This window comes from Streptomyces sp. NPDC050738, assembly GCF_040654175.1.
Lineage (GTDB): Bacteria > Actinomycetota > Actinomycetes > Streptomycetales > Streptomycetaceae > Streptomyces.
In genome coordinates this window covers 95,300-114,814 of record NZ_JBFAHN010000011.1, presented here as the reverse complement: position 1 = coordinate 114,814, position 19,515 = coordinate 95,300, and the positions used below count along the sequence as shown (strand labels likewise).

Sequence of the window (19,515 nt, the reverse complement as noted above, 5' to 3'; positions counted from 1 at the left end):
AAAACAATCCGAGTCGCTGACCTGCACATACGCCACCCCTTCCACATCATGGCGCCATTCATGGCACATATGGCGCCATCGATATGTCATGATGGCGCCATCGGTAGCGCATCCCCTGCCTTACGGGCCGACGGGATGCGTTGCACGGAGCGAGTCATCCAAGGGGCGGATCATGGAGTCAGCACAGAGCCAGCAGCAGGCGGCACCCGGCGCCGGCGCCGCCTTCGCGCGCTTCGTGCTCTGCGGCGGCGGCGTGGGGATCGCCTCCAGCTTCGCCGTGACGGCTCTCGCCTCCTGGATTCCCTGGATCCTGGCCAACGCCCTGATCACCGTCATCTCCACACTCCTCGCCACCGAGTTGCACGCCCGCTTCACCTTCGGCGCAGGCGGCCGCGCGACCTGGCGCCAGCACGCACAGTCCGCCGGGTCGGCAGCGGCCGCGTACGCAGTGACCTGCCTGGCGATGCTCCTCCTCCAGCACCTGCTGGCAGCGCCCGGCGCGATGCTCCAGCAGGCCGTCTATCTGTCGGCCTCGGCACTCACCGGTGTCGCACGCTTCGCGATGCTGCGCCTCGTCGTCTTCGCACGCAGCCACGCGCAGGCCACGGCCGCGCCCGTCGTCCGTACCGCGCCCACCACGCTGGCCCGCACCACGGCCCCCGCCGACCCCACCGCTCTCTGCCCCGCCGCCTGACGGTTGCCCGGCCGTGCACTATCGCCTGTCGCCGCCGGCTGCGGAGCATCTAGCCTGTGGCGCATGCATCAGTTCCGGAGGCGCCAACGACGCCCTGCGCGCCGGGCGGGACCGGAGAGGCCCCTGCCTCAAGCTCCGCCCGAGGGGGTTGAGGGGGCCGACGTCGTGCTCGTCGGCTACTTCTCCGCGAAGGAGAAGGAGTTCACGGCGATCATGGATGCGGCGGCCGCGGCACTGACAGCGCGCGGCGCCCGGGTCGTCGGGCGCATCGTGCAACGGCGTGGCGTCTCCGGCGGAGGGGCCAAGAAGATGGGTCTGCCGTACTCCTCGCGGACTCTGCTGAGTTACGGCAAGGTGCGCGAAGTGGCGGCGGTCTGCGAGCAGGAAGCAGCCGACGCGGTGGTCTTCGTGTCGACGCTGACGGACCGCCAGCAGCACGCGCTGACGAGAATGCTCGGCCGTCCCGCCGTGAGCCTCGGCGCCCTCGCGGTCGCAATGCGCGGCGGGGAATCCGCCTTCGACAGCTGAGATGACGTTCCATCAGGCCGGTTCACCCACCCGGGCTTCCCCGATGGCGCCCGACCCTCACGGCGCCGAGTCTGACCACTAACCAGTGGTCAACGACACAGACGGAGCCAGGCGTGCGTAAGAAATTCCTCGGGTGTGCGGCAGCAATCGCTTGCGGTGCCCTCGTGCTGGGGCCGCTCTCCGCGGCGACCGCCGCGACAGCAGTGCCGCCCACGACAGCGATCCGCGATGCGGCGGAGCCGCCGCCGGACCCGGCGACCGAGCAGCAACTGAAGAACCAGGCGCAGACCTTCCACACCTTCGGCCGGTCCGGGCAGGCGAACAGTTCCGTCTCCAACTTCGCCGGCGACGTCCTCCAGGGCGGACAGACACCCGAGCAGGTCGCGGCGGCCCAGGCCCAGGTCGACAAGTCGCTGGACAATCTGCTGGCCATCATTCCCGGCGGATCGCCCGCACAGCGCGGACCCAACCCTCTACTCAAGGCCACTGTGGAGTCCATCAAGCAAGAGACACGCAAGATGGCCGATGCCCGGGCGCGGGGAGACTATGCGACGCTTCTGGGCTCCGGGACCGCGCTGACGACGCAGATGTCTCTGCTGACGGCCCAGACTTTCGCGGGCTTCGGACTGGATCTGGCCCAGAACATCGTCTCGGCCGTGCTGCAGTTCCCCAAGCCCGCGCCCTCGCCCTCCCCGGCTGCCGCACAGCACTGACAGTCACCCCGGTCCGTCATGTCCAGCCCTCTCAGGGTCTGGGCGTGACGGACCGTGGATGGTGAGGGTGGATCACCTCTCCGGCAGGCGTGCGATATCGGAGACAGGGCCCACGTGGCCGAGCTTGTCGGGGTTGGACACGGAGTGAATCGCCCGGACCACCCCGTCGGCGATGTCGAGTTCGACCACACTGGCCACGCGGCCTTCGGCATCGACGATCATGGCGCCCGGGCGGCCGTTGATCCAGGCGGGCCGTAGCGTGGCGCCGAGTGCGCGCAGGCGGCGGAACCCGCCGACGAGCAGCTGTCCGACGCGGCGCGGCTCGGTCACCGACTTTCCGATCGCCCGCGCCTTTCCGCCGCCGTCTCCGTGGAACACCACGTCGGGCGCGAGCATGCCGAGCAGTGCGTCCAATGCGCCGCCGGCCGCGGCTTCGAAGAACGTTCGGGCGAGCTCATCACCCTCCGGCCGGCGCGCAGGGGGCGGCGTGCTGTCGGCTTCCTGTCCTGCAGCGGCGATGCGCTTTCTGGCGCGGGCGAAGATCTGCCGGCAGTTCGCCTCGGACTTTCCGGTGCTCGCGGCCACCTCCGGGTAGCCGTACCCGAACACCTCACGCAGCATGAACACCGCGCGCTCCACCGGGGAGAGGGCCTCCAGCAGCACGAGGAACGCCATCGACAGGGAGTCGGCGAGCTCGGCGTGTTCGGCAGGCCCCGGTCGGCCGTCGGACACGACGACCGGCTCGGGCAGCCACTCCCCCACGTACGTCTCGCGGCGCATCCGCGCCGACCCCAGGTGGTTGATCCCCAGCCGCGTAACCGCGGTGGTCAGATAGGCCTTCGGCGCGGCGATCACGGTTCCCGCCTGATGCGCTCGGGTCAGGCCGAGGAATGCGTCCTGCACGATGTCCTCGGCGTCGCCCACGGACCCGGTCATCCCGTAGGCAATGGAGAACAACAGCGGCCGGTAACCGGCCTCGTCCATCACATCTGTCGATCCCGGCACGGGATCCCTCCCCCGACTCGCGTACGGCGGCGTTCGGTCGAGGCCGCCGCCTCGCCTGTTCGCCCCAAGATCCACAGGACGTAAAGCAGCGTATCCGAGGTGCCGGACGCGCCCGGCGACAGGGAGACGCAGGTCACATCTGTGGCTGTCACAGCGTGCCGGGGTGCTCTGTCTTAGAGAGGCAACAGCGGACAACACCCGAGGAGCGCACGATGAATGCACGTCTGAACATGATGAACAGCCCGGTCGCCGCCAAGGCCATGAAGCACATCATCGCGGCCGCCAAGGCACTCGCGGAGTCGACCGTGCCGGCCGCGACACGTGAACTGGTGATGCTCCGCGCCAGCCAGATCAACGGCTGCGCCGGGTGCATCGACATGCACACCAAGGACGCGGCACACGCCGGAGAGAGCGCCGTACGCCTCAACCTGGTCGTCGCCTGGCGGGAGGCCACGGTGTTCACCGATGCCGAACGGGCCGCCCTTGAACTGGCCGAGCAGGGCACGCGCATCGCCGATGCGGCCGGCGGGGTCCCGGACGAGGTGTGGGCGAATGCCGCCAAGTACTACGACGAGGACCAGCTCGCCGACCTGGTCGCCCAAATCGCGATCATCAACGCCTTCAACCGCGGGAACGTCATGATCCAGCAGCCCGCCGGCGCCTACCGGCCCGGTCAGTACGCGTGACCCGATTCCTTCCGATCCCTGCGCACTTCGCCAGGACGAATGCGCGCCCGAAAACCATGCAAGGAAGAAGCACATGAACCTCGCGCTATGGATCGTCACCGGGCTGCTCGCCGTTGTCTACCTGCTCAGCGGCGGCTTCAAGATGGTCAGGACGAAGGAGCAGATCGCCGCCACCGGGCAGAGCGCGCACTGGGTCGAAGACTTCAGCGGCGCCGGCGTGACGGCCATCGGAGCCCTCGAAGTCCTGGCTGCGCTGGGCCTCATCCTGCCCGCACTGCTCGATATCGCTCCCGTGCTCGTGCCGCTGGCAGCCCTCGGCCTGGTGCTGATCATGGCGGGTGCGGCGGTCACCCGAATCCGGCGTCACGAGACCACGTTGATGGCGGTGGACCTGGTCTATCTGGTGCTCGCAGGTTTCGTGGTGTGGGGGCGCTTCGGCCCCGAGTCCTTCACTTGAGCGCCGGCGCAGGCTGCTCAGCGCAGGACGGCCGCCAGCAGGTCCGTGCCCAGCGTCGTCATCTCGGGCAGATTGAGGGTGTAGTGGACGTAGCGCCCGTGCCGCCGGGTGGTGAGCAGGCCCGCGCGGCGCAGGACGGCGAGGTGGCGGGAGACCTCCGGAGGCGAGAGTTCCCACGCTTGGGCCAGCTCGCCCGTGGTGTGCGGGCCGCGGGCCAGCGTGCGCAGCAGCCGAAGTCGTACCGGATGTGCGAGTGCCTCCAGCCGGCGGGTGACCGTTTCCAGCGGCACCGGCTCCGCCGGGCCCGGCTCGGCGACGGGGTACTGGACCACCGGCTTCCATCCGGGCGCATGGACCGCCACCAGGTGCGGGCTGCCGAAGTCGCTGGGGATGAAGGTGACGCCGGTGCCGTGCGCGGCGGTCGCGTTGTCCTGCAGTTTGTCCACGACGATGCAGTCGCCGTCCGGTGCCAGAGCGACCGCGGCGGAGACCGAGGCGAGTGCGGCCCCGATGCCCTGGCGCTTCACCAGGTCGTTCTTCAGACGCAGGTCGTTGGCCAGTCGTACGGCGATGCCCGTCCAGGCGGCGTCGAAGAACGCCTCGGTGCACTGTTCGAGGGTGTGGCGTACCCGCGCCCGCACCGCGGCCGGATCCGCCAACAGCCGCTCCGCGAAGGCCTCTTGGAGTTCGCCGCGGGCCTGGGCCAGCTCCAGGGCCCGATCGCGCGCGACCCGGTCGGCCAGCGGCGACGGTGCGGCGAAGAGGACACGATTGCTGCCGCAGGTGGTGGTGAGCGCGGAGGTCACGTAGGTCTCGTCGTCGATCTGGTCCACATCGTCCAGCTCCTCGGCGAGGGTCTGCCGGGGGCGGGCGGGGACCAGGAAGTCCGCTCGTGAGGATCGCCAGAGGAATTCCGCCTCCCGCAACCGCTCGGCCAGCTCCGGCGGCATCGCGGCCCAGACGTCGGCGGCCCAGCCGGCCAGCCGCGGATGATGCGCGGGTTCGGCCAGGACATGCAACATCGCGGTCAGTTCGGCCAGCGGGGATGCGCTGAACCGCAGCCGCTCGGGCGGTACTCCGGTGATGTCGATGCGCAGCGTCATTTCCTCATCATCGAGGGTCGGACGGCCGGATACGGCGTGAGTTGACGATGTCCGTCAACCGACGTGCCCCTTCCGGCGCCCGACACAACCGTTGGCGCCATGCCAACCACCACCAAAGTCCGACCCCGCGCCCTGCTCCGCGCCTCCGGCGGCCCCCGCTACGCCGTCGCCCTCGCCGTGGACGCGCTCGGCACCGGCATGCTGCGGCCCTTTCTTCTGCTGTACGGGGTGACGGTGCTCGGGCTGTCCGCGCCGGTCACCGGCACCGCCATGACCGCCGGCGTCGTCGCGGGTCTCGGGTGCATGCCCGCTGTGGGCCGATGGCTGGACCGGGGCCCGCGCAGCACGGTGGTGGCGGTGTCGATGCTGGTGCGGGTGCTGGGCGTGGCGCTGCTGGTGGCCACCCCGACGGGGAACGTCTGGCTGTTCGCGACAGCGGCGCTCTTCCTCGGCATCGGCAACCAGGCTTGGCCCGCCGCCCACGCCGCCCTCGTGGCCACGGTCTCCCACGGCCGGGAACGGGACACCGCCCTCGCCGGTGCCCGCGCCCTGCGCAACGCCGGCCTGGGCGTCGGCGCACTCCTCGCCACCGCATGCCTGGCGGGCGGCACCGCTGCTCTGCAGGCGCTGGCAGGCGTCACCGGGCTCGCCTATCTCGCCGCGGCGGCCTTGGCATGGTCGGTCCATGTGCACGCTGATCCCACCGCGACCGCGGTCGAAGACGGGGACGGGGGCGTCGCCGCCGCACCCCGCTTGCGCGCGCTGCTGGCCGCCAACGTGATCTATGTCTTCTGCCTCAACGTCCCCGAAATCGCGCTCCCTCTTGTCCTGGTGACGCAGATGCACGCCTCCCCGATGTGGTCGGCGGCCATCTTTGTGACCAACACGGTGCTGGTGGTCACCCTGCAGGTTCCGGTCACCGTCCTCATGTCCCGCTTCCCCCGCCGGTCGGTGCTGGCTGTCGCCGGCCTGGTACTCGCCGCGTCCTACCTCGGCTTCCTCGCGGCCACCTCCCTGGGACACGGCTGGGCCGCCCCGGCCGTCGCCGCAGTGTCCGTGGTCTGCACCCTCGGCGAGATCATCTATGCGGGCAGCGCCACCGCTCTTGTCACCGCCCTCGCCCCGGCACATGTCCTGGGGCGCACCCTCGCCCGCTTCCAGCTCTCCACGGGCTTCGGCCTCGCCGCCTCCCCAGCGGTCATCACCGCTCTCGCGCCCCACGGCCCAACCGCTCTCTGGGGCAGCCTCGCCGCCGCGACGCTGCTCTCCGCCTCCGCCGTCGCCCGCTGAACGTGCTCGATCACGGCCTGTTCGCGCCCCCGGCCGCCTCAACCGATGGACAACGGGCAAGAGATTCCCGACCATGGCCTGCATGTCAACGTGGACAATTGAGGCGGAACCCGTCAGCGGCGCCGGTGTCGAGGACGCGGTACGGCAGTACTTGACCGAGATGGGACTCCGGGTGCTGGGTCGGGCAGCGACCGAGGCCGAGATGCGTGCCGTGCTCGCGAAGGACCCGCATGACGATCTCGGTCCGCCTGGTGGAGCGTTCCTCGTCGCGCGCGGTGAAGACGGCGAGTTCCTCGGCTGCGCCGGGGTGCGCCTGATGGCGGGCGTCGCCGACACGGCGGAGCTCAAGCGCATGTTCGTACGTCCCGCAGGGCGGGGAGCGGGTCTGGGCCGCGGGCTGCTGCTCGCCGCCGAGGAGGCCGCCCGGGCACTCGGCGCCACGCGTGTTGTCTGTGAGACCAACACCCAACTCACCGAAGCCCGGGGCCTGTACGCGAAGCACGGCTACGAGGAGACCGAGCCGTACGACGGTCACGGCAAGGCGGACCACTGGTTCGCCAAAGCTCTCGGCTGAGCCGGTACGCCACACCGTGATGCCCGCCGTCGACGGACCTCCTCGAGCCCGGCGTCCGGTCCTTGTACGGCGCCCGGCGCCGCACTAGCGTGGCGCGGTGGATCTCTTCTCACGCTCATGGACCGCCTTGCGCACGGTGATCGCCGAGCTTCCCGACAAGGACTTCGAGCAGCCCTCGGGGTGCACGGGCTGGCTCGTACGGGACCTTGTGTGCCACCTGGTCATCGACGCACAGGACGTCCTGATCACCCTCGTCACCCCGGCCGCGACCGCGCCCACCGTCGACGCGGTGACGTACTGGACCATCCAGGACAGACCGCCGACCGGCGATGACCCGCTCGACGCGCTGACCGTCCGGCTCGCCGCCGCGTACCAGGAACCGCACCTGCTCACCTTCCACCTCGACGACGTCGGCTCCGCCGCCGGGCGTGCCGCCGAACTCGCCGTCCCTGACACCTGGGTGAGCACGCGCGGTGAGGTCCTGACCGTGGGCGATTACCTCTCTGCGTACGTACTGGAGTGGACGCTGCACCACCTCGACCTGATCGCGCACCTGCCGAGCGCTGCGGCACCGCCCGCGGAGGGGCTGGCCTTCTCCCGCGCGACGCTGGAACAGCTCGCCGGCGCCGCCTTCCCCGCGTCGTTCACCGACACAGACGTACTCCTGGTCGGCACGGGCCGTCGACAGGCGAGCACCGCTGAGAGCCGCGCGCTCGGAGCACTGGCCTCGAAACTGCCGCTCGTCCTCGGCTGACGCACCGACGGTCCGTATGACGTTCAACGGGACGGCAGGGGGATTGTTACGGGCCTCGCGGTGGCCTAGCCTGTGGCGGCCTCTTCACTCTTGATCACATCGGCATCGGCGGAGGACCCACCATGACCCGAATACACGGCACCTATCACCCCCGATTCCAACCCCTGATAGACGAGTTCAGCCGTCGCATCGACGCGGGTGAGGAGGTCGGTGCGTCACTCGCCGCGGTACACGAAGGCGAGATGGTCCTCGACGTGTGGGGCGGCTGGACGGACGAGACACGTACGACCGAGTGGGCCGAGGACACCGTCACCAACGTCTGGTCCTCGACGAAGACGGTGGTCGCGCTCGCCGCACTGATGCTGGTCGACCGCGGGCAGCTCGACGTGTACGAGAAGGTGGCGACCTACTGGCCCGAGTTCGCGGCCGCGGGCAAGCAGGACATCGAGGTGCGCCATCTCCTCTCGCACACCTCCGGTGTCTCCGGCCTGGATCAGCCGGCGGCCATGGAGGACCTGTACGACTGGGAGGGCGCGACGGCACGGTTCGCCGCGCAGGCACCCTGGTGGGAGCCCGGCACGGCCTCCGGCTACCACGCGCTGAACTTCGGGCACCTGGTCGGCGAGGTCATCCGCCGGATCACCGGCAAGGCACCTCGGGAGTTCGTCGCCGAGGAGATCGCCGGACCGCTCGGCGCGGACTTCACCATCGGCATCCCGGCGGGCCAGTACCACCGCGTCTCCAACGTGATCCCGCCGCCGCCGGCAGCGATCGACTTCGACGCGCTCGGGCCCGACCACCTCACGGTGAAGACCTTCGGCGGACCGCCGATGGACGCGACGGCGAGCTGGAGCGACGGCTGGCGTGGCGCCGACATCGGCGGGGCGAACGGACACGGCAACGCCCGCTCCCTCGCCTGGATCCAGTCCGCGCTCTCGCACGACGGCATGGCCCGCGGCGTCAAACTCCTCAGCCGGCCCACCATCGAGCTGGTCTTCGACGAGCAGTCCTCCGGGCCGGACCTGGTGATAGGCGCGCCAATCCGCTTCGGCATCGGGTTCGGGATCGGCGACCAACGCACCAGGCCGCACCTGCCCGACCACCGGATCTGTTACTGGGGCGGGTGGGGCGGCTCCATGGTGCTCAACGACCTCGATGCGCGGAGCACCTTCACGTACGTCATGAACAAGATGCAGCCCGGACTGCTCGGCTCGGAGAACGGCGTCGCCTACAGCACCGCGTACTACGCCTGCCTGGACTGAGTGCCCGGCCGGACCGGGCAGGCGCCCGCTCAGGAGGTGACGTTGCGCCACACGGTGAGGTCCACGCTGACGAACTGGCTGGGCGAGTCCTTCGCCGAGAAGCCGAGCACGTTGACCAAGCCGAAGTGCCCGGCGCCGGTTTTCACGCAGATACGGGATCCCTTGCCGAGCTTCTCCTGCAGGATGCTCGTGCTGTAGCGGGTGTTGGCGCGGCAGCCCGCCAGCGTACCCGGTTCGCCGGACTGCAGCAGCGCCAGCGTGTTCTTGCTCTGGTTGGTGGCGACGGCGTCTCCGTTGACCATGTCCGCCGCGTAGCCGAAGTCGCCTTCGTAGAAGACGTCGATGTCCTCCGGGCGTGGCGGGTCGTCGGAGAACTTCACGGAGTAACCGACGGGGATACTGATGTTCTTGTAGACCACACCCTTCGGTGCCGCCGGGGCTTTGCCCTTGCCGGTGGAGCCCGTACCTGTAGCCGCTCCGCCGGACTGCTGCGCACCGCTCGTCCCGCCGCCCTTGGCGTTCTCGTCCGTGCCCTTGTCCTTGTGGCCGGCCGCGTACGCGCCGATGCCGATGAACCCGGCGACGACCACTCCCACAACGACCAGCCCGGCACGATTGCGCTTGCGGGGCGGCTGGGTCGGGAGCGTCCCGGGCATGCCGGGGCTGGGGCGGCTGGGGTAGTGGGCAGGGAGTCCGGAGGCCGGGCGGGACGGATAACCGGCGGTCGGGGCATAGTTGTGTGCCGCCGGGGTGGCAGGACCGAGGGGCTGCGGTGCCACCGGCTGGGTGGGCGGATGAAGCGGCGGCGGCGTATGGGGAGCCGCCTGTGTCGGCGGATGCGCGGGCTGCGGCGGCGGGGTCGGGGCGGCCGCGTGGGTGAGGTCGGCGGCGTACGACGACGGCAGCCAGCCGTCCGGGCGGCGCAGCGCCGGGTCCTGGGAGGCCTGGCCGCACATTTCGATGATCCGGGCAGCGGACGGACGCTGCGCGGGATCCTTGCTCAGACAGCCGGTGACGATCTCCCGCAGCTCGTCGGGCAGTTGGGACAGGTCCGGCTCCTCGTGCACGATCCGGTAGAGGACTGCGTGCGAGGGTCCGTTGCCGAAGGCTGCGGCACCGGTCGCGGCGAACGCCGCGATCTGGCCGAGCGCGAAGATGTCGGTCGATTCGGTGCAGCTCGTCCCGGCCGCCTGCTCGGGCGACATGAAGGACGGGGTGCCGACACTGACGCCGGTGCCGGTGAGCGCGGTGCTGTCGGCCGCCCGGGCGATCCCGAAGTCGATGACGCGCGGACCGTCGACCGCGAGCAGAACGTTGGACGGCTTGAGGTCGCGGTGGACGATGCCTGCCCGATGGATGACCTGCAACGCCTCGGCGATCCCGGCGACGAGCAGCAGAACCGTCGCCACCGGCATCGCACCGTGTGTCGCGACCGCCGCGTGCAGGGAGGGGCCTTGTACGTACGCGGTGGCGAGCCAGGGGTGAGGGCCGTCGGTGTCGCTGTCGATCACCGGCGCGGTGTAGAGGCCCTGCACGCGCTGCGCGGCCCGCACCTCCTGCTGGAAGCGGCGGCGGAATTCCGGGTCCTCGGCGAACTCGGGGCGGATGACCTTGATGGCGACGGGTCGGCCGCCGGGCGTGTAGGAGAGGTACACCTTGCCCATGCCGCCTGCCCCGAGCCGGGCGCTGAGCAGGTATCCGGCGACGGTACGCGGATCGTCGTCGGCCAGTGGCTGGAACACCTCCGGATCCGTTGCCGAAGAGTCTGCTCTGCCGGCGCGCACCGCATCCGACTGATGGTCCGTCACGGTCTTCCCCCGAGTTGCCTTTAACCACTGCCTACATGGCGGAGCTTATCGAAGCCCGCACGCCCCCTGCTGCAACAAGTGCACCACCCGGGGCTTCGGGCAAAGAAACCTTCACATCTTGCACAACTCCCTGCCTGGCTGCTGGGACTTGCCGCGGTCGGTCACATCTCCCCCGTCTCCCTGCTGGGCAAGCCCGCCTATCGTCAGCCGTACAGCTCCAGAGCGTCCCGCAGGTTCGCCTCCGACTCGCGCAGCAGCAGAGCGCGAAGGCAACCCGCCGGTTCGCAGACGTGGTCGTAAGCGTCGCCGTCGTCGCCGTACACGTCCTCGTCGCCCTGGTCTTCGTCCTCGGCGTCAGGCCGAGCTCTCGCCACCATCGGCGAGTCGTGGGCGGTGGGTTCGTCGCCGGGCTTCGGGCACCACCTCCAGGCTGCGCCGCACCGCTTGACCTGGACTTCTCCGAAGTACCAGGCGGCGCCGACCAGGAACGGGGCGCTTCCCGCGGCCACCATCTCCTCGTACGTGGCGAACCGCGTGCGCACCAGGCCCTCGAGGCGGTCCAGGGACTCCGGGGAGAAGTCCCACACGATGGTCCCGCCGCCCGCTTCCTCAGCCCATGCGGGGAAGGCTTCCCGGCGTTGATCCAGCCACGAGTTCAGGCGGTGGTTGTCCGCCCAGTCCGGCCCTTGCAGGTCGTCCGCCTTCTCCAGCCTCTTCAGCTCCTCACCTGTGAGGGAGGGCACGGCCGGCGTCTGAAGGTGTTCCGGGCGGGCCAGCGGCCACAGCGCGGTGGGCCAGGCCGGTTCTCCCCAGATGTACTCGGCCGACGGCAGAGGATCCGGAAATCGGTCCACGACCTCGCGAAGGCTCTGGCCCGCGACGACGTCGTGCAGCATGACGGGGAGCAGTTCGGCGTGGCCGTCGTAGCGGAGTCGTTGATTGACGAAGACAGCATTGGTCCAGTAGCTGTCCTCGGCGTGCCAAGTGCCGAGGGGCGCATCGGGGTTGATGCCGCGGAACTGCCACTGGGCATCCTTGTTCTGGACTATGCACTCCCCCACGTACCAGGCGGCCATGACCCAGAAAGGCTCGTCACAGGCTTCGTAGTAGTCCTCGACCGTGGGGAAGGTCTTGCGCAACAGTGCCTGCAGCGTGTCCAGGGACGTCGTGGTGAAGTTCCAGCGCTCGCGGCCTCCGGCTTCCGCGGCCCACCAGTCGAGGTAGTCGAGCATGCGGTTGTTCCGCCAGCGGTCCGCCTCGTGGAGTGCCGACATCAGGCACCCGTAGGAGATCCACGGCGTGGGCACGCGCTTTGGCCACCACTCCCGGTGCTCCTCCTGGCGGTCCCTGACCGCTGTGCGCAACAGACGGGCGAGCGTGGCAAATGTCCTGCCCGATCCGTCCGTGACGGCCTGGCCCACCACGAGATGCGGAACGATCGGGTCGAGGCCCAGGACCGGGTCCGGGCAGATCACCGGCAGTCCTCCGACCCCCGCACGCGCGTCCCACTCCCAGCGTCCGCCCGCCTCCTCGACCAGCGTCTCGCCGAGGTAGGCCGCGGCGGACTCGACGAAGAGGGCGTTCGTGTCACTGCCGTCGTCACTCTTGCAGAAGGAGAGCAGTTGCTCTTCCAGGTCCGGTAACTCGCGCGCACTGTAGAGGTGTTCCCAGTCGCCGTGCATGAACTGGTCGAGGAACCTGGCCATGATTTCGTGCAGGGACTCGATCCACAGGTAGAGCCTGTTGGCGGGCGAGCCCTCCAGGGCATCCTTGCCCTGCATGTAGACGTCCATGAAGCCCGACCCTAGCCATCGCCACTGACACCGCTCCGTGGCGCCAGGGGCGGATGCGGCCGGCTGTGCCGTGCGCGCCCGGAAGCCTCCTGCCCTAGCTGATGAGCGTCTGCTTCGGACGTACCACGCAGAACTCGTTCCCCTCCGGGTCGGCGAGCACCGTCCACGACTCGCCTCCGCTCTGGCCGACGTCCGCCCGTCGGGCGCCCAGGGCGAGGATGCGCTCGATCTCGGACTCCCGGTCCTCGGCTGCGGACGTCAGATCGAAGTGCAGGCGGTTCTTGACTGCTTTACGGTCCGTCACCGGCATGAAACAGATCCCCACCGCCGCGGTCTCGTCCGGGCCGATCACGACCTCCCGCTCCCGCTCGGAAAGGATCCGCCAGCCCAGCACCCGGGACCAGAACCGGGCCAGGGCGGGCAGGTCGTGGGCGTCGATGACGATGTGATGCAGCGCGACAGGCACGTCCGCCAGTGTGCCCGATGGCCGACCGGGCCGTGCCGAAGAGCCGTGTGTGTAACAGGAATGTATTAGGGGGCGGTCGGGCGGAACGGTTCACCGGGCGGGGTGGCTCTTGGTGATCAGAAACGCTCGCCCGTACCGACTCCTGACGGGCGACCGGCATTCCAACTGATCCTGGGGAACACACGATGCGCGTTCACAAGCTCACCTTCGCTGCCCTGGCCGTCGCCGCGGGCCTCTCGCTCACGGCCTGCCAGAACGACAACGATGCCAAGGCGCAGAGCGATACGCCGTCCGCACCCACCGCGTCTTCCGCGAGCGACGGATCAGGCTCGGACGGCTCGGATCAGGGCAGCGGCAAGGACTCCACCGAGAAGAGCTCCGGCGGGCAGGGCACGACCGCCGGGACCGGCACCGGTACGAGCGGCAAGACCGGCAAGTGCCGTACCGACGAGCTGGAGATCACGGCGGCGGACAGCACGATCACCGGCGACACGGACGGAACCGTCGCGGTGGAGTTCAAGAACAGCGGCGGCCGCGACTGCGCGATTTCCGGGTACGCGGGTGTCGACCTGAAGACCAGCGCGGGGTCGGTGTCCGCCAAGCGCACCGGTCAGGAGGCCGGTTCGACCATCTTGAAGAACGGGAAGTCGATCTACTTCGGCATCGACTACCCGCTCAACACGTCGGGCGGCTCCGGCGTTCGCATCACGGGACTTCTGGTGACCCCGCCGAACGAGACCAAGACGGTCACCCTCGACTGGCCGGGCGCCGGCACGCTGCCCGTCACGGACGGCACGGGCTCCGCGGTGAAGGTCGGCCCGATGGGGAGCGCCGGTCAGGGCGGCTGACCCGCATCGGCCGGATCTCAACTGCCCTGCTCTGAGCACGCCTTGGCGGGAAGCGGACATGACGGCTTCCCGCCAGCCCCATCCCGCTCCCTCGCAACACACGCGCCCCAGACTCTTCACAGCGCGCCGGTACCCCCGACCGGCCGACGAAGAAAGGGCTTCCATGACCAGAGCAACCCTTTGGCGAAGAGCCAGTCTGCTGTCCACCGGGCTCGCACTCACCTTGCTCCCGGGCGGACCGTTCGCCCTCGCCGCCGACGCCACCGGGCACCCCCGTACGTCCGCTGCCGGCTCCGCGACCGTCTCCGCCGCGCAGACCGTCACACTCGTGACCGGTGACAAGGTGACCGTCACCTCCGTCGGATCGGGCAAGAAGACTGTCTCCGTCGACCGGGCCAAGGGTGCGACCGGAGTGGTGCGCACCGATGTGGTCAACGGGCACATCAACGTCGTGCCGGCCGAGGCGCAGCCCTATCTGGACGCCAAGGTCCTCGACCCCAGGCTCTTCGACGTCACCGAGCTCCTCGCGCAAGGGCTGGCCGACCAGCGGGGCACCAACGGCACACCGCTCATCGTGACTTACGGCGGCAAGGCCAGGAGCGCGGTCGCCACCCCGCCCGGTACCGCCAAGGTCCGCTCGCTGCCCAGCGTGGGCGGTCTGGCCGTACGTACCGCGCAGCCCGCCGGGTTCTGGTCCTCCGTCGCGCACGGCTCCGCACGCTCCCGCTCGGCGCTGCCGCGGAAGGCCGCGTTCGCCGACGGGATCGCCAAGGTCTGGCTGGACGGCAAGGTGACCGCGGACATGGCGGAGTCCAATGCGCAGATAGGCACGCCCAAGGCGTGGGAGGCGGGGCTCACCGGCAAGGGTGTGAAGGTGGCGGTGCTGGACACCGGGATCGACGCCGATCACCCCGACCTCAAGGGCAGGGTCTCCGACTCCAAGAGCTTCATCGAGGGCGAGGACGTCGCCGACCGCAACGGCCACGGCACGCACACCGCTTCCACCGTGGGCGGAAGCGGTGCGGCCTCGGACGGCAAGGAGAAGGGTGTCGCCCCGGACGCCGATCTCGCCGTGGGCAAGGTGCTCAGCAACGAGGGCTCGGGCTCCGAATCGCAGATCATCGCCGGGATGGAGTGGGCGTCGCGGGACATCGACGCCAAGGTCATCTCGATGAGCCTCGGTTCGCAGGAGGCGAGCGACGGCACCGACCCGATGGCACAGGCCGTGAACACGCTCTCCCAGGAGACCGGCGCCCTCTTCGTCATCGCCGCGGGCAACGTCGGTGCCCCCACCTCCATCGGTTCGCCCGGCGCCGCCGACGACGCGCTGACCGTGGGTGCCGTCGACTCCGCCGACGAGGCCGCCTACTTCACGAGCGCAGGGCCCCGCCTCGGCGACAACGCCCTCAAGCCCGATGTGTCGGCGCCCGGGGTGGACATCCTGGCCGCCCGCTCCTCGCTCGTCTCGGGCGATGGCGCGTACACGACCATGAGCGGTACATCGATGGCCACCCCGCACGTCGCGGGCGTCGCGGCCCTCCTCGCCCAGCAGCACCCGGACTGGGGCTGGCGGGAGCTGAAGGACGCGCTCATGTCGACCTCCAAGGAGCTGGGCGCCTCCGCGTACACCCTCGGCTCCGGCCGGGTGAGCGTGCCCGACGCGATCGACGCGAAGGTCACCGCGACCGGGAGCGCCGATCTCGGCTTCTACAGCTGGCCGTACGAGGGCCACCAGCCGGTCACCAGGACGGTCACGTACACCAACTCCTCCGACGCGCCGATCACTCTGAATCTCTCCGCGACCGGAGCCGCCGATGGCGTAGTGACGCTCGCCGACTCCACGCTCACCGTCCCTGCGCACGGCTCCGCGCAGACCACCGTCACCGGGGACGGATCGAAGGCCCCCATCGGCAACACCTCCGGTCAGATCCGCGCGGAAGCCGGCGGGAAGACCGTCGCACACACCGCATTCGGCCTGGTCAAGGAGGAGGAGCGCTACACCCTCACGGTGCACGTCAAGGACCGTGACGGCGCTCCGGCCCCCGCCTCGCTCGCCCTGCAGTCGCTCGCACAGGGCGCCGACACCGTTCCCGCATCGGTCGGTGAGTCCGGAACGCTCGCACTGCGCCTCAAGCCCGGTTCCTACGCCGTCAGCACCTTCCTCGACGTCCACGGAAGCCACGGCAAGGACTCGCTGGGCCTCGGCTACCTCACCGACCCCGAGATCAAGCTCGACCGCGACCGGGAGATCACCCTCGACGGCCGCACCCTGCGCGAGATCAGCGCCCGGGTCGACAAGCGCTCCGAGACGCGGCAGCTCCTGATGGAGGCCGACCGCACGGCGAACGGTTCGGACTACTTCACCGCCGTCCAGGTCCCGTTGACGTACGACAGCATCTTCGCCGCGCCCACCCACAAGACCACGGCCGGCAGCTTCGAGTACCGCACGGTGTGGCGTCTCGGGAAGCCGATGCTGGCCGCCGAGGCCGGAAGCACCGCCATCGACGAGGCCACCCTGCAGGGCGGCTCGGGAACGCTCGACGGCAAGCTCAGCGCCGGGCTGTTCGACGCGGGCAACGGCGCTCCGTCCTCGTACGAGGGCAAGAACGTCAAGGGCAAGGCCGTCCTCGTGCACGCCGACGGCACCTTCGAAGGAACCGAGCTCGCGCAGCACGCCGTCGATGCGGGAGCCGCCGCGCTCCTGGTGACCGACGACGCCCCGGGCCGGCTCATGGACTACTTCGGCTCTGCCGACTATGAGTCCCGCGAGATCCCCGTCGCGACGGTGAACGCATCGGACGGCGCCAAGCTCACGAAGGCCGCCGCGAAGGGCACGAAGGTCGAACTCACCGGCACGCCGTACACGCCCTACGTGTACGACCTGTCGGCAGGGCACCCCGGAGCCATCCCGGCGAAGGACCTGACCATCGCCCCGCGCGCCAAGGACCTCGCGATCGTCGACACGACGTTCTACGCGCCGAAGCCGCAGCCCGGCGGCGAGTTCCGCTACTCGATCACCGACACCTTCCCGATCGGTCTCGGCTTCGCCGAGCGGGTCTCGTACCCGGGCAAGCGGACCGACTACGTGAGCACCTCTACGGGGCAGACCTGGCACGAGTCGCTGACCGCCGGGCCTCAGTACACGCTGGAGGAGCGAGGCGGGCTGGTCACCTATCAGGGCGGCAGGCACACGAAGCTCGACTGGTTCAAGCCCGTGCTGCACCCGTGGCTGGGCACCGGTCTGGGCTGGGGACAGACCCGGTCGGGCAACAGCCTGGCGTTCAACACGCCGGGTTGGGGCGACTCCGGGCCCGACCACACGGGCTTCGGCGACGTATGGAGCGACGAGTCGCTGACCCAGACCACCGAAGTTCTCATCGACGGTGTCAGCACCGGGAAGAAGACGAGTTCCGGCGTCAATCTGTGGGATCTGGACCCCAGCGAGCACACCTACAAGATCGTGACCGATACGACCACGGACCCGAAGGTGTGGGGCACGGGCGTCAAGGGCCACTCCGCCTGGGAAGTCAGGTCGGCCGAGACGCCGGACGACCGCCTCACGTATCTGCCGATGATCAACCTCGGATTCGACGTGGACACCGCGCTCGACGGCTCGGTCCGCGCCGGCAAGCGTCTCCCGATCGGCATCAACGCCCAGTACATCAAGGGTGCTTCGGGTACGGGGACGATCAACACCGGTGCCCTGGCCGTCTCGTACGACCAGGGGAAGACCTGGATCCCGGTGGACCTCGCCAAGAAGGGGACCTCGTGGACGGGCAGCCTCTCGGTCCCGCGCGGGGCACAGACCGTCTCGCTGCGTGCATCCGTACGTGACAACCAGGGCGGTGCGGTGACCCAGGTGCTCACCGACGCGCTGAACGTCAAGTGAGCGGAGCCTGAGGAGAGAAACAGACACGGCGGCGCCGTCTCCCCGTAGAACCGGGAGGCGGCGCCGCACTGTGCCGTGCACCGACGCCGCACGCAGTAACGATCGAATCGATCAATTTTGGCGCGCATATTGATCGTGTCCGGCGAAGTGAGTACAACGACATCGAGCCCGCACCACTCCTCCCCCACACCGAAGGGTGACCACATGCTCCGCACCTCCCCGCGCGCATGGACCACCGCCGCAGCCGCCGCCGGCTGCGCCGTCGCATTCTGCGCCTCCCCCGCCCAGGCATCGGTCATCTGGGATGCCGACGCGTCCCAGGGCACCGGCGTCTTCGTGACCACGCTGTGCGACAGCCCCGGCAGCGTGACGACGGGGAACTGGAACGACGGACACGGCACCTTCTTCAAGTTCAACAAGCCCATCGGCACAGCGCGTTGCGAGGGGCACAGCGTCAGCACCTCGGCCGGCGAGTACGCCTTCAAGAACGACAACACGTACTGGTTCGGCTGGGACTCCATGACCAAGACCGGCAATGCGCAGACCGTGTTCCAGTGGAAGTCCAACGGCACCAACGACCAGAACAGCCAGAACTACCCCGTCCTCATGAAGGTGGAGGGCGAACAGCTCAAGGTCTGGTACGTCGCCGCCGGCGAAACGTGGATCTCCATCGGCAGCACGCCCTGGACAGCGGGCGAGTGGCACTCCGTGCAGCTGGGCATCACCACCGACTCGGCAGGGCAGGGCACCCTGTCCGTGTACAAGGACGGCACCCAGTTCGCCTCGCGCACCGGGGCCCGCACCTGGGACGACCTGGGCAACAAGCCGCGCTGGGGCACCTATTTCGGCACCGACACCAGCACCGCATCCATCAACTGGGTGGCGGGCCTCAAGATGGGGACGTCCCGGGCCGACGTCGACTGACCCTCGCACCGTACGCAGCTGGACCCAGCGGACCTCGACACACGATCGAGGTCCGCGCCGGTCACCCGCCGGCGGTCACGGTTTTCAGCTCGTCGAACGTGTCCCGCACGAGACGGGCGAAGTCCCCCTGGTCCGTCTCGCCGATCCAGCGTACGAACGCGATTTTGAAGACGGCGATGCCCGCTTCGGCGACAAGACTTGCCGCCGGCTCCTCCACGCCGCGCCCACGCAGTGCGTCTGTCACCGCCGAGGCGAGTGAAGCGAGCTTGATCAGCTCACGTTCCTGGAGCTCGGGGTTGGCGGAGACAACCGCCTGGCGCCGGCGAACGACTTCCTGACGCTCCTGGAACAGGCCCGAGGCGGCCTCGAGAGCCATGGCCATCGCGTCGATCGGTGCCGCACTCTCCGGGGCCCCGACGAGGCCGGTGACGATGAACTCCTGGAGTGGGTTCGAGTGGGGGAACAGCACCTCGCGCTTGTCCGTGAAGTGGCGGAAGAAGGTGCGCTCGGTGAGTCCCGCCCGCTGGGCGATCTCCTTCACCGTCGTCTCTTCGAATCCCTGCTCGCTGTACAGCTCGAGCGCCGCCTGCTCCAGACGTCCGCGCGCGTTCGGTTCCCATCGCCCCATGCCCTGATCCTACGTGATGACAGCGACTGACGTCGCGTGTTAGTTTTGATGTCAGGCACTGTCATCACCATTTCCGTCGCACCCCACTGCGGC

The 19,515-nt window shown here is 69.4% G+C and carries 18 protein-coding genes; 12 read left to right on the top strand and 6 right to left on the bottom strand.

The features are described from left to right. Positions 1-172: 172 nt before the first annotated feature. The 3 genes from AB0H78_RS26135 (at position 173) to AB0H78_RS26125 (ending at position 1,935) form a co-directional block, all read left to right on the top strand. Positions 173-694, top strand: a complete 522-nt coding sequence (locus AB0H78_RS26135; RefSeq protein WP_363237027.1) for a GtrA family protein — start codon at positions 173-175, stop codon at positions 692-694. 165 nt (positions 695-859) lie between these two features. Continuing rightward, positions 860-1,222 (top strand): hypothetical protein, encoded by a 363-nt coding sequence (locus AB0H78_RS26130; RefSeq protein ID WP_363237026.1) that lies wholly within the window; start codon positions 860-862, stop codon positions 1,220-1,222. Positions 1,223-1,335: 113 nt separating this feature from the next. After that, positions 1,336-1,935 (top strand): hypothetical protein, encoded by a 600-nt coding sequence (locus AB0H78_RS26125; RefSeq protein ID WP_363237025.1) that lies wholly within the window; start codon positions 1,336-1,338, stop codon positions 1,933-1,935. 72 nt (positions 1,936-2,007) lie between these two features. Here AB0H78_RS26125 and sigJ read toward each other — a convergent pair whose 3' ends face one another. Further along, positions 2,008-2,919, bottom strand: coding sequence for an RNA polymerase sigma factor SigJ (sigJ, locus tag AB0H78_RS26120; RefSeq protein WP_363237164.1), 912 nt, complete (start codon positions 2,917-2,919; stop codon positions 2,008-2,010). A gap of 233 nt (positions 2,920-3,152) precedes the next feature. Between sigJ and AB0H78_RS26115 the strand changes: the two genes are divergently transcribed. Continuing rightward, positions 3,153-3,626, top strand: a complete 474-nt coding sequence (locus AB0H78_RS26115; protein ID WP_363237024.1) for a carboxymuconolactone decarboxylase family protein — start codon at positions 3,153-3,155, stop codon at positions 3,624-3,626. Between the two features lie 73 nt (positions 3,627-3,699). Beyond that, positions 3,700-4,083 (top strand): DoxX family protein, encoded by a 384-nt coding sequence (locus AB0H78_RS26110; RefSeq protein WP_363237023.1) that lies wholly within the window; start codon positions 3,700-3,702, stop codon positions 4,081-4,083. Between the two features lie 17 nt (positions 4,084-4,100). On the opposite strand, the gene AB0H78_RS26105 is transcribed toward AB0H78_RS26110, so the two are convergent. Beyond that, on the bottom strand, positions 4,101-5,186 hold the full coding sequence (locus AB0H78_RS26105; RefSeq protein ID WP_363237022.1) for a DUF5937 family protein: 1,086 nt from the start codon (positions 5,184-5,186) through the stop codon (positions 4,101-4,103). Between the two features lie 99 nt (positions 5,187-5,285). Between AB0H78_RS26105 and AB0H78_RS26100 the strand changes: the two genes are divergently transcribed. From AB0H78_RS26100 to AB0H78_RS26085, 4 genes are all read left to right on the top strand, one after another. Continuing rightward, positions 5,286-6,476: an MFS transporter gene (locus tag AB0H78_RS26100; RefSeq protein ID WP_363237021.1), complete on the top strand. Its 1,191-nt coding sequence runs from the start codon at positions 5,286-5,288 to the stop codon at positions 6,474-6,476. A gap of 82 nt (positions 6,477-6,558) precedes the next feature. After that, the gene (locus AB0H78_RS26095; RefSeq protein ID WP_363237020.1) at positions 6,559-7,050 is read left to right on the top strand and encodes a GNAT family N-acetyltransferase; all 492 of its coding nucleotides are present in this window, start codon (positions 6,559-6,561) and stop codon (positions 7,048-7,050) included. A gap of 97 nt (positions 7,051-7,147) precedes the next feature. Then, a complete protein-coding gene (locus AB0H78_RS26090) occupies positions 7,148-7,804 on the top strand; it encodes a maleylpyruvate isomerase N-terminal domain-containing protein (protein WP_363237019.1) in 657 nt (218 codons plus the stop codon). Positions 7,805-7,926: 122 nt separating this feature from the next. Continuing rightward, positions 7,927-9,066: a serine hydrolase domain-containing protein gene (locus AB0H78_RS26085; protein WP_363237018.1), complete on the top strand. Its 1,140-nt coding sequence runs from the start codon at positions 7,927-7,929 to the stop codon at positions 9,064-9,066. Positions 9,067-9,095: 29 nt separating this feature from the next. Here AB0H78_RS26085 and AB0H78_RS26080 read toward each other — a convergent pair whose 3' ends face one another. The 3 genes from AB0H78_RS26080 to AB0H78_RS26070 all read right to left on the bottom strand — a co-directional run bounded on the left by AB0H78_RS26080 (position 9,096) and on the right by AB0H78_RS26070 (position 13,133). Beyond that, positions 9,096-10,808, bottom strand: a complete 1,713-nt coding sequence (locus tag AB0H78_RS26080) for a serine/threonine-protein kinase (protein WP_363237017.1) — start codon at positions 10,806-10,808, stop codon at positions 9,096-9,098. A gap of 269 nt (positions 10,809-11,077) precedes the next feature. Further along, positions 11,078-12,667: a hypothetical protein gene (locus AB0H78_RS26075; protein ID WP_363237016.1), complete on the bottom strand. Its 1,590-nt coding sequence runs from the start codon at positions 12,665-12,667 to the stop codon at positions 11,078-11,080. Between the two features lie 94 nt (positions 12,668-12,761). Further along, the gene (locus tag AB0H78_RS26070) at positions 12,762-13,133 is read right to left on the bottom strand and encodes a VOC family protein (RefSeq protein WP_363237015.1); all 372 of its coding nucleotides are present in this window, start codon (positions 13,131-13,133) and stop codon (positions 12,762-12,764) included. Positions 13,134-13,318: 185 nt separating this feature from the next. Between AB0H78_RS26070 and AB0H78_RS26065 the strand changes: the two genes are divergently transcribed. The 3 genes from AB0H78_RS26065 to AB0H78_RS26055 all read left to right on the top strand — a co-directional run bounded on the left by AB0H78_RS26065 (position 13,319) and on the right by AB0H78_RS26055 (position 18,794). Next, a complete protein-coding gene (locus AB0H78_RS26065) occupies positions 13,319-13,981 on the top strand; it encodes a DUF4232 domain-containing protein (RefSeq protein WP_363237014.1) in 663 nt (220 codons plus the stop codon). A 163-nt stretch (positions 13,982-14,144) separates the two neighbouring features. Continuing rightward, positions 14,145-17,870 (top strand): S8 family serine peptidase, encoded by a 3,726-nt coding sequence (locus tag AB0H78_RS26060; protein WP_363237013.1) that lies wholly within the window; start codon positions 14,145-14,147, stop codon positions 17,868-17,870. A 204-nt stretch (positions 17,871-18,074) separates the two neighbouring features. Beyond that, positions 18,075-18,794, top strand: coding sequence for a heparin lyase I family protein (locus AB0H78_RS26055; protein ID WP_363237012.1), 720 nt, complete (start codon positions 18,075-18,077; stop codon positions 18,792-18,794). A 61-nt stretch (positions 18,795-18,855) separates the two neighbouring features. On the opposite strand, the gene AB0H78_RS26050 is transcribed toward AB0H78_RS26055, so the two are convergent. Continuing rightward, the gene (locus AB0H78_RS26050; RefSeq protein WP_363237011.1) at positions 18,856-19,422 is read right to left on the bottom strand and encodes a TetR family transcriptional regulator; all 567 of its coding nucleotides are present in this window, start codon (positions 19,420-19,422) and stop codon (positions 18,856-18,858) included. Positions 19,423-19,515 lie beyond the last annotated feature (93 nt).

Excerpts from the sequence above, each read along its gene's own strand:
- AB0H78_RS26105 (WP_363237022.1), bottom strand. The coding sequence starts at position 5,186 with ATGACGCTGCGCATCGACATCACCGGAGTACCGCCCGAGCGGCTGCGG.
- AB0H78_RS26085 (WP_363237018.1), top strand. The coding sequence starts at position 7,927 with ATGACCCGAATACACGGCACCTATCACCCCCGATTCCAACCCCTGATA.
- sigJ (WP_363237164.1), bottom strand. The coding sequence starts at position 2,919 with ATGGACGAGGCCGGTTACCGGCCGCTGTTGTTCTCCATTGCCTACGGG.
- AB0H78_RS26065 (WP_363237014.1), top strand. The coding sequence starts at position 13,319 with ATGCGCGTTCACAAGCTCACCTTCGCTGCCCTGGCCGTCGCCGCGGGC.
- AB0H78_RS26055 (WP_363237012.1), top strand. The coding sequence starts at position 18,075 with ATGCTCCGCACCTCCCCGCGCGCATGGACCACCGCCGCAGCCGCCGCC.
- AB0H78_RS26115 (WP_363237024.1), top strand. The coding sequence starts at position 3,153 with ATGAATGCACGTCTGAACATGATGAACAGCCCGGTCGCCGCCAAGGCC.
- AB0H78_RS26110 (WP_363237023.1), top strand. The coding sequence starts at position 3,700 with ATGAACCTCGCGCTATGGATCGTCACCGGGCTGCTCGCCGTTGTCTAC.
- AB0H78_RS26075 (WP_363237016.1), bottom strand. The coding sequence starts at position 12,667 with ATGGACGTCTACATGCAGGGCAAGGATGCCCTGGAGGGCTCGCCCGCC.
- AB0H78_RS26095 (WP_363237020.1), top strand. The coding sequence starts at position 6,559 with ATGTCAACGTGGACAATTGAGGCGGAACCCGTCAGCGGCGCCGGTGTC.
- AB0H78_RS26100 (WP_363237021.1), top strand. The coding sequence starts at position 5,286 with ATGCCAACCACCACCAAAGTCCGACCCCGCGCCCTGCTCCGCGCCTCC.
- AB0H78_RS26135 (WP_363237027.1), top strand. The coding sequence starts at position 173 with ATGGAGTCAGCACAGAGCCAGCAGCAGGCGGCACCCGGCGCCGGCGCC.
- AB0H78_RS26050 (WP_363237011.1), bottom strand. The coding sequence starts at position 19,422 with ATGGGGCGATGGGAACCGAACGCGCGCGGACGTCTGGAGCAGGCGGCG.
- AB0H78_RS26060 (WP_363237013.1), top strand. The coding sequence starts at position 14,145 with ATGACCAGAGCAACCCTTTGGCGAAGAGCCAGTCTGCTGTCCACCGGG.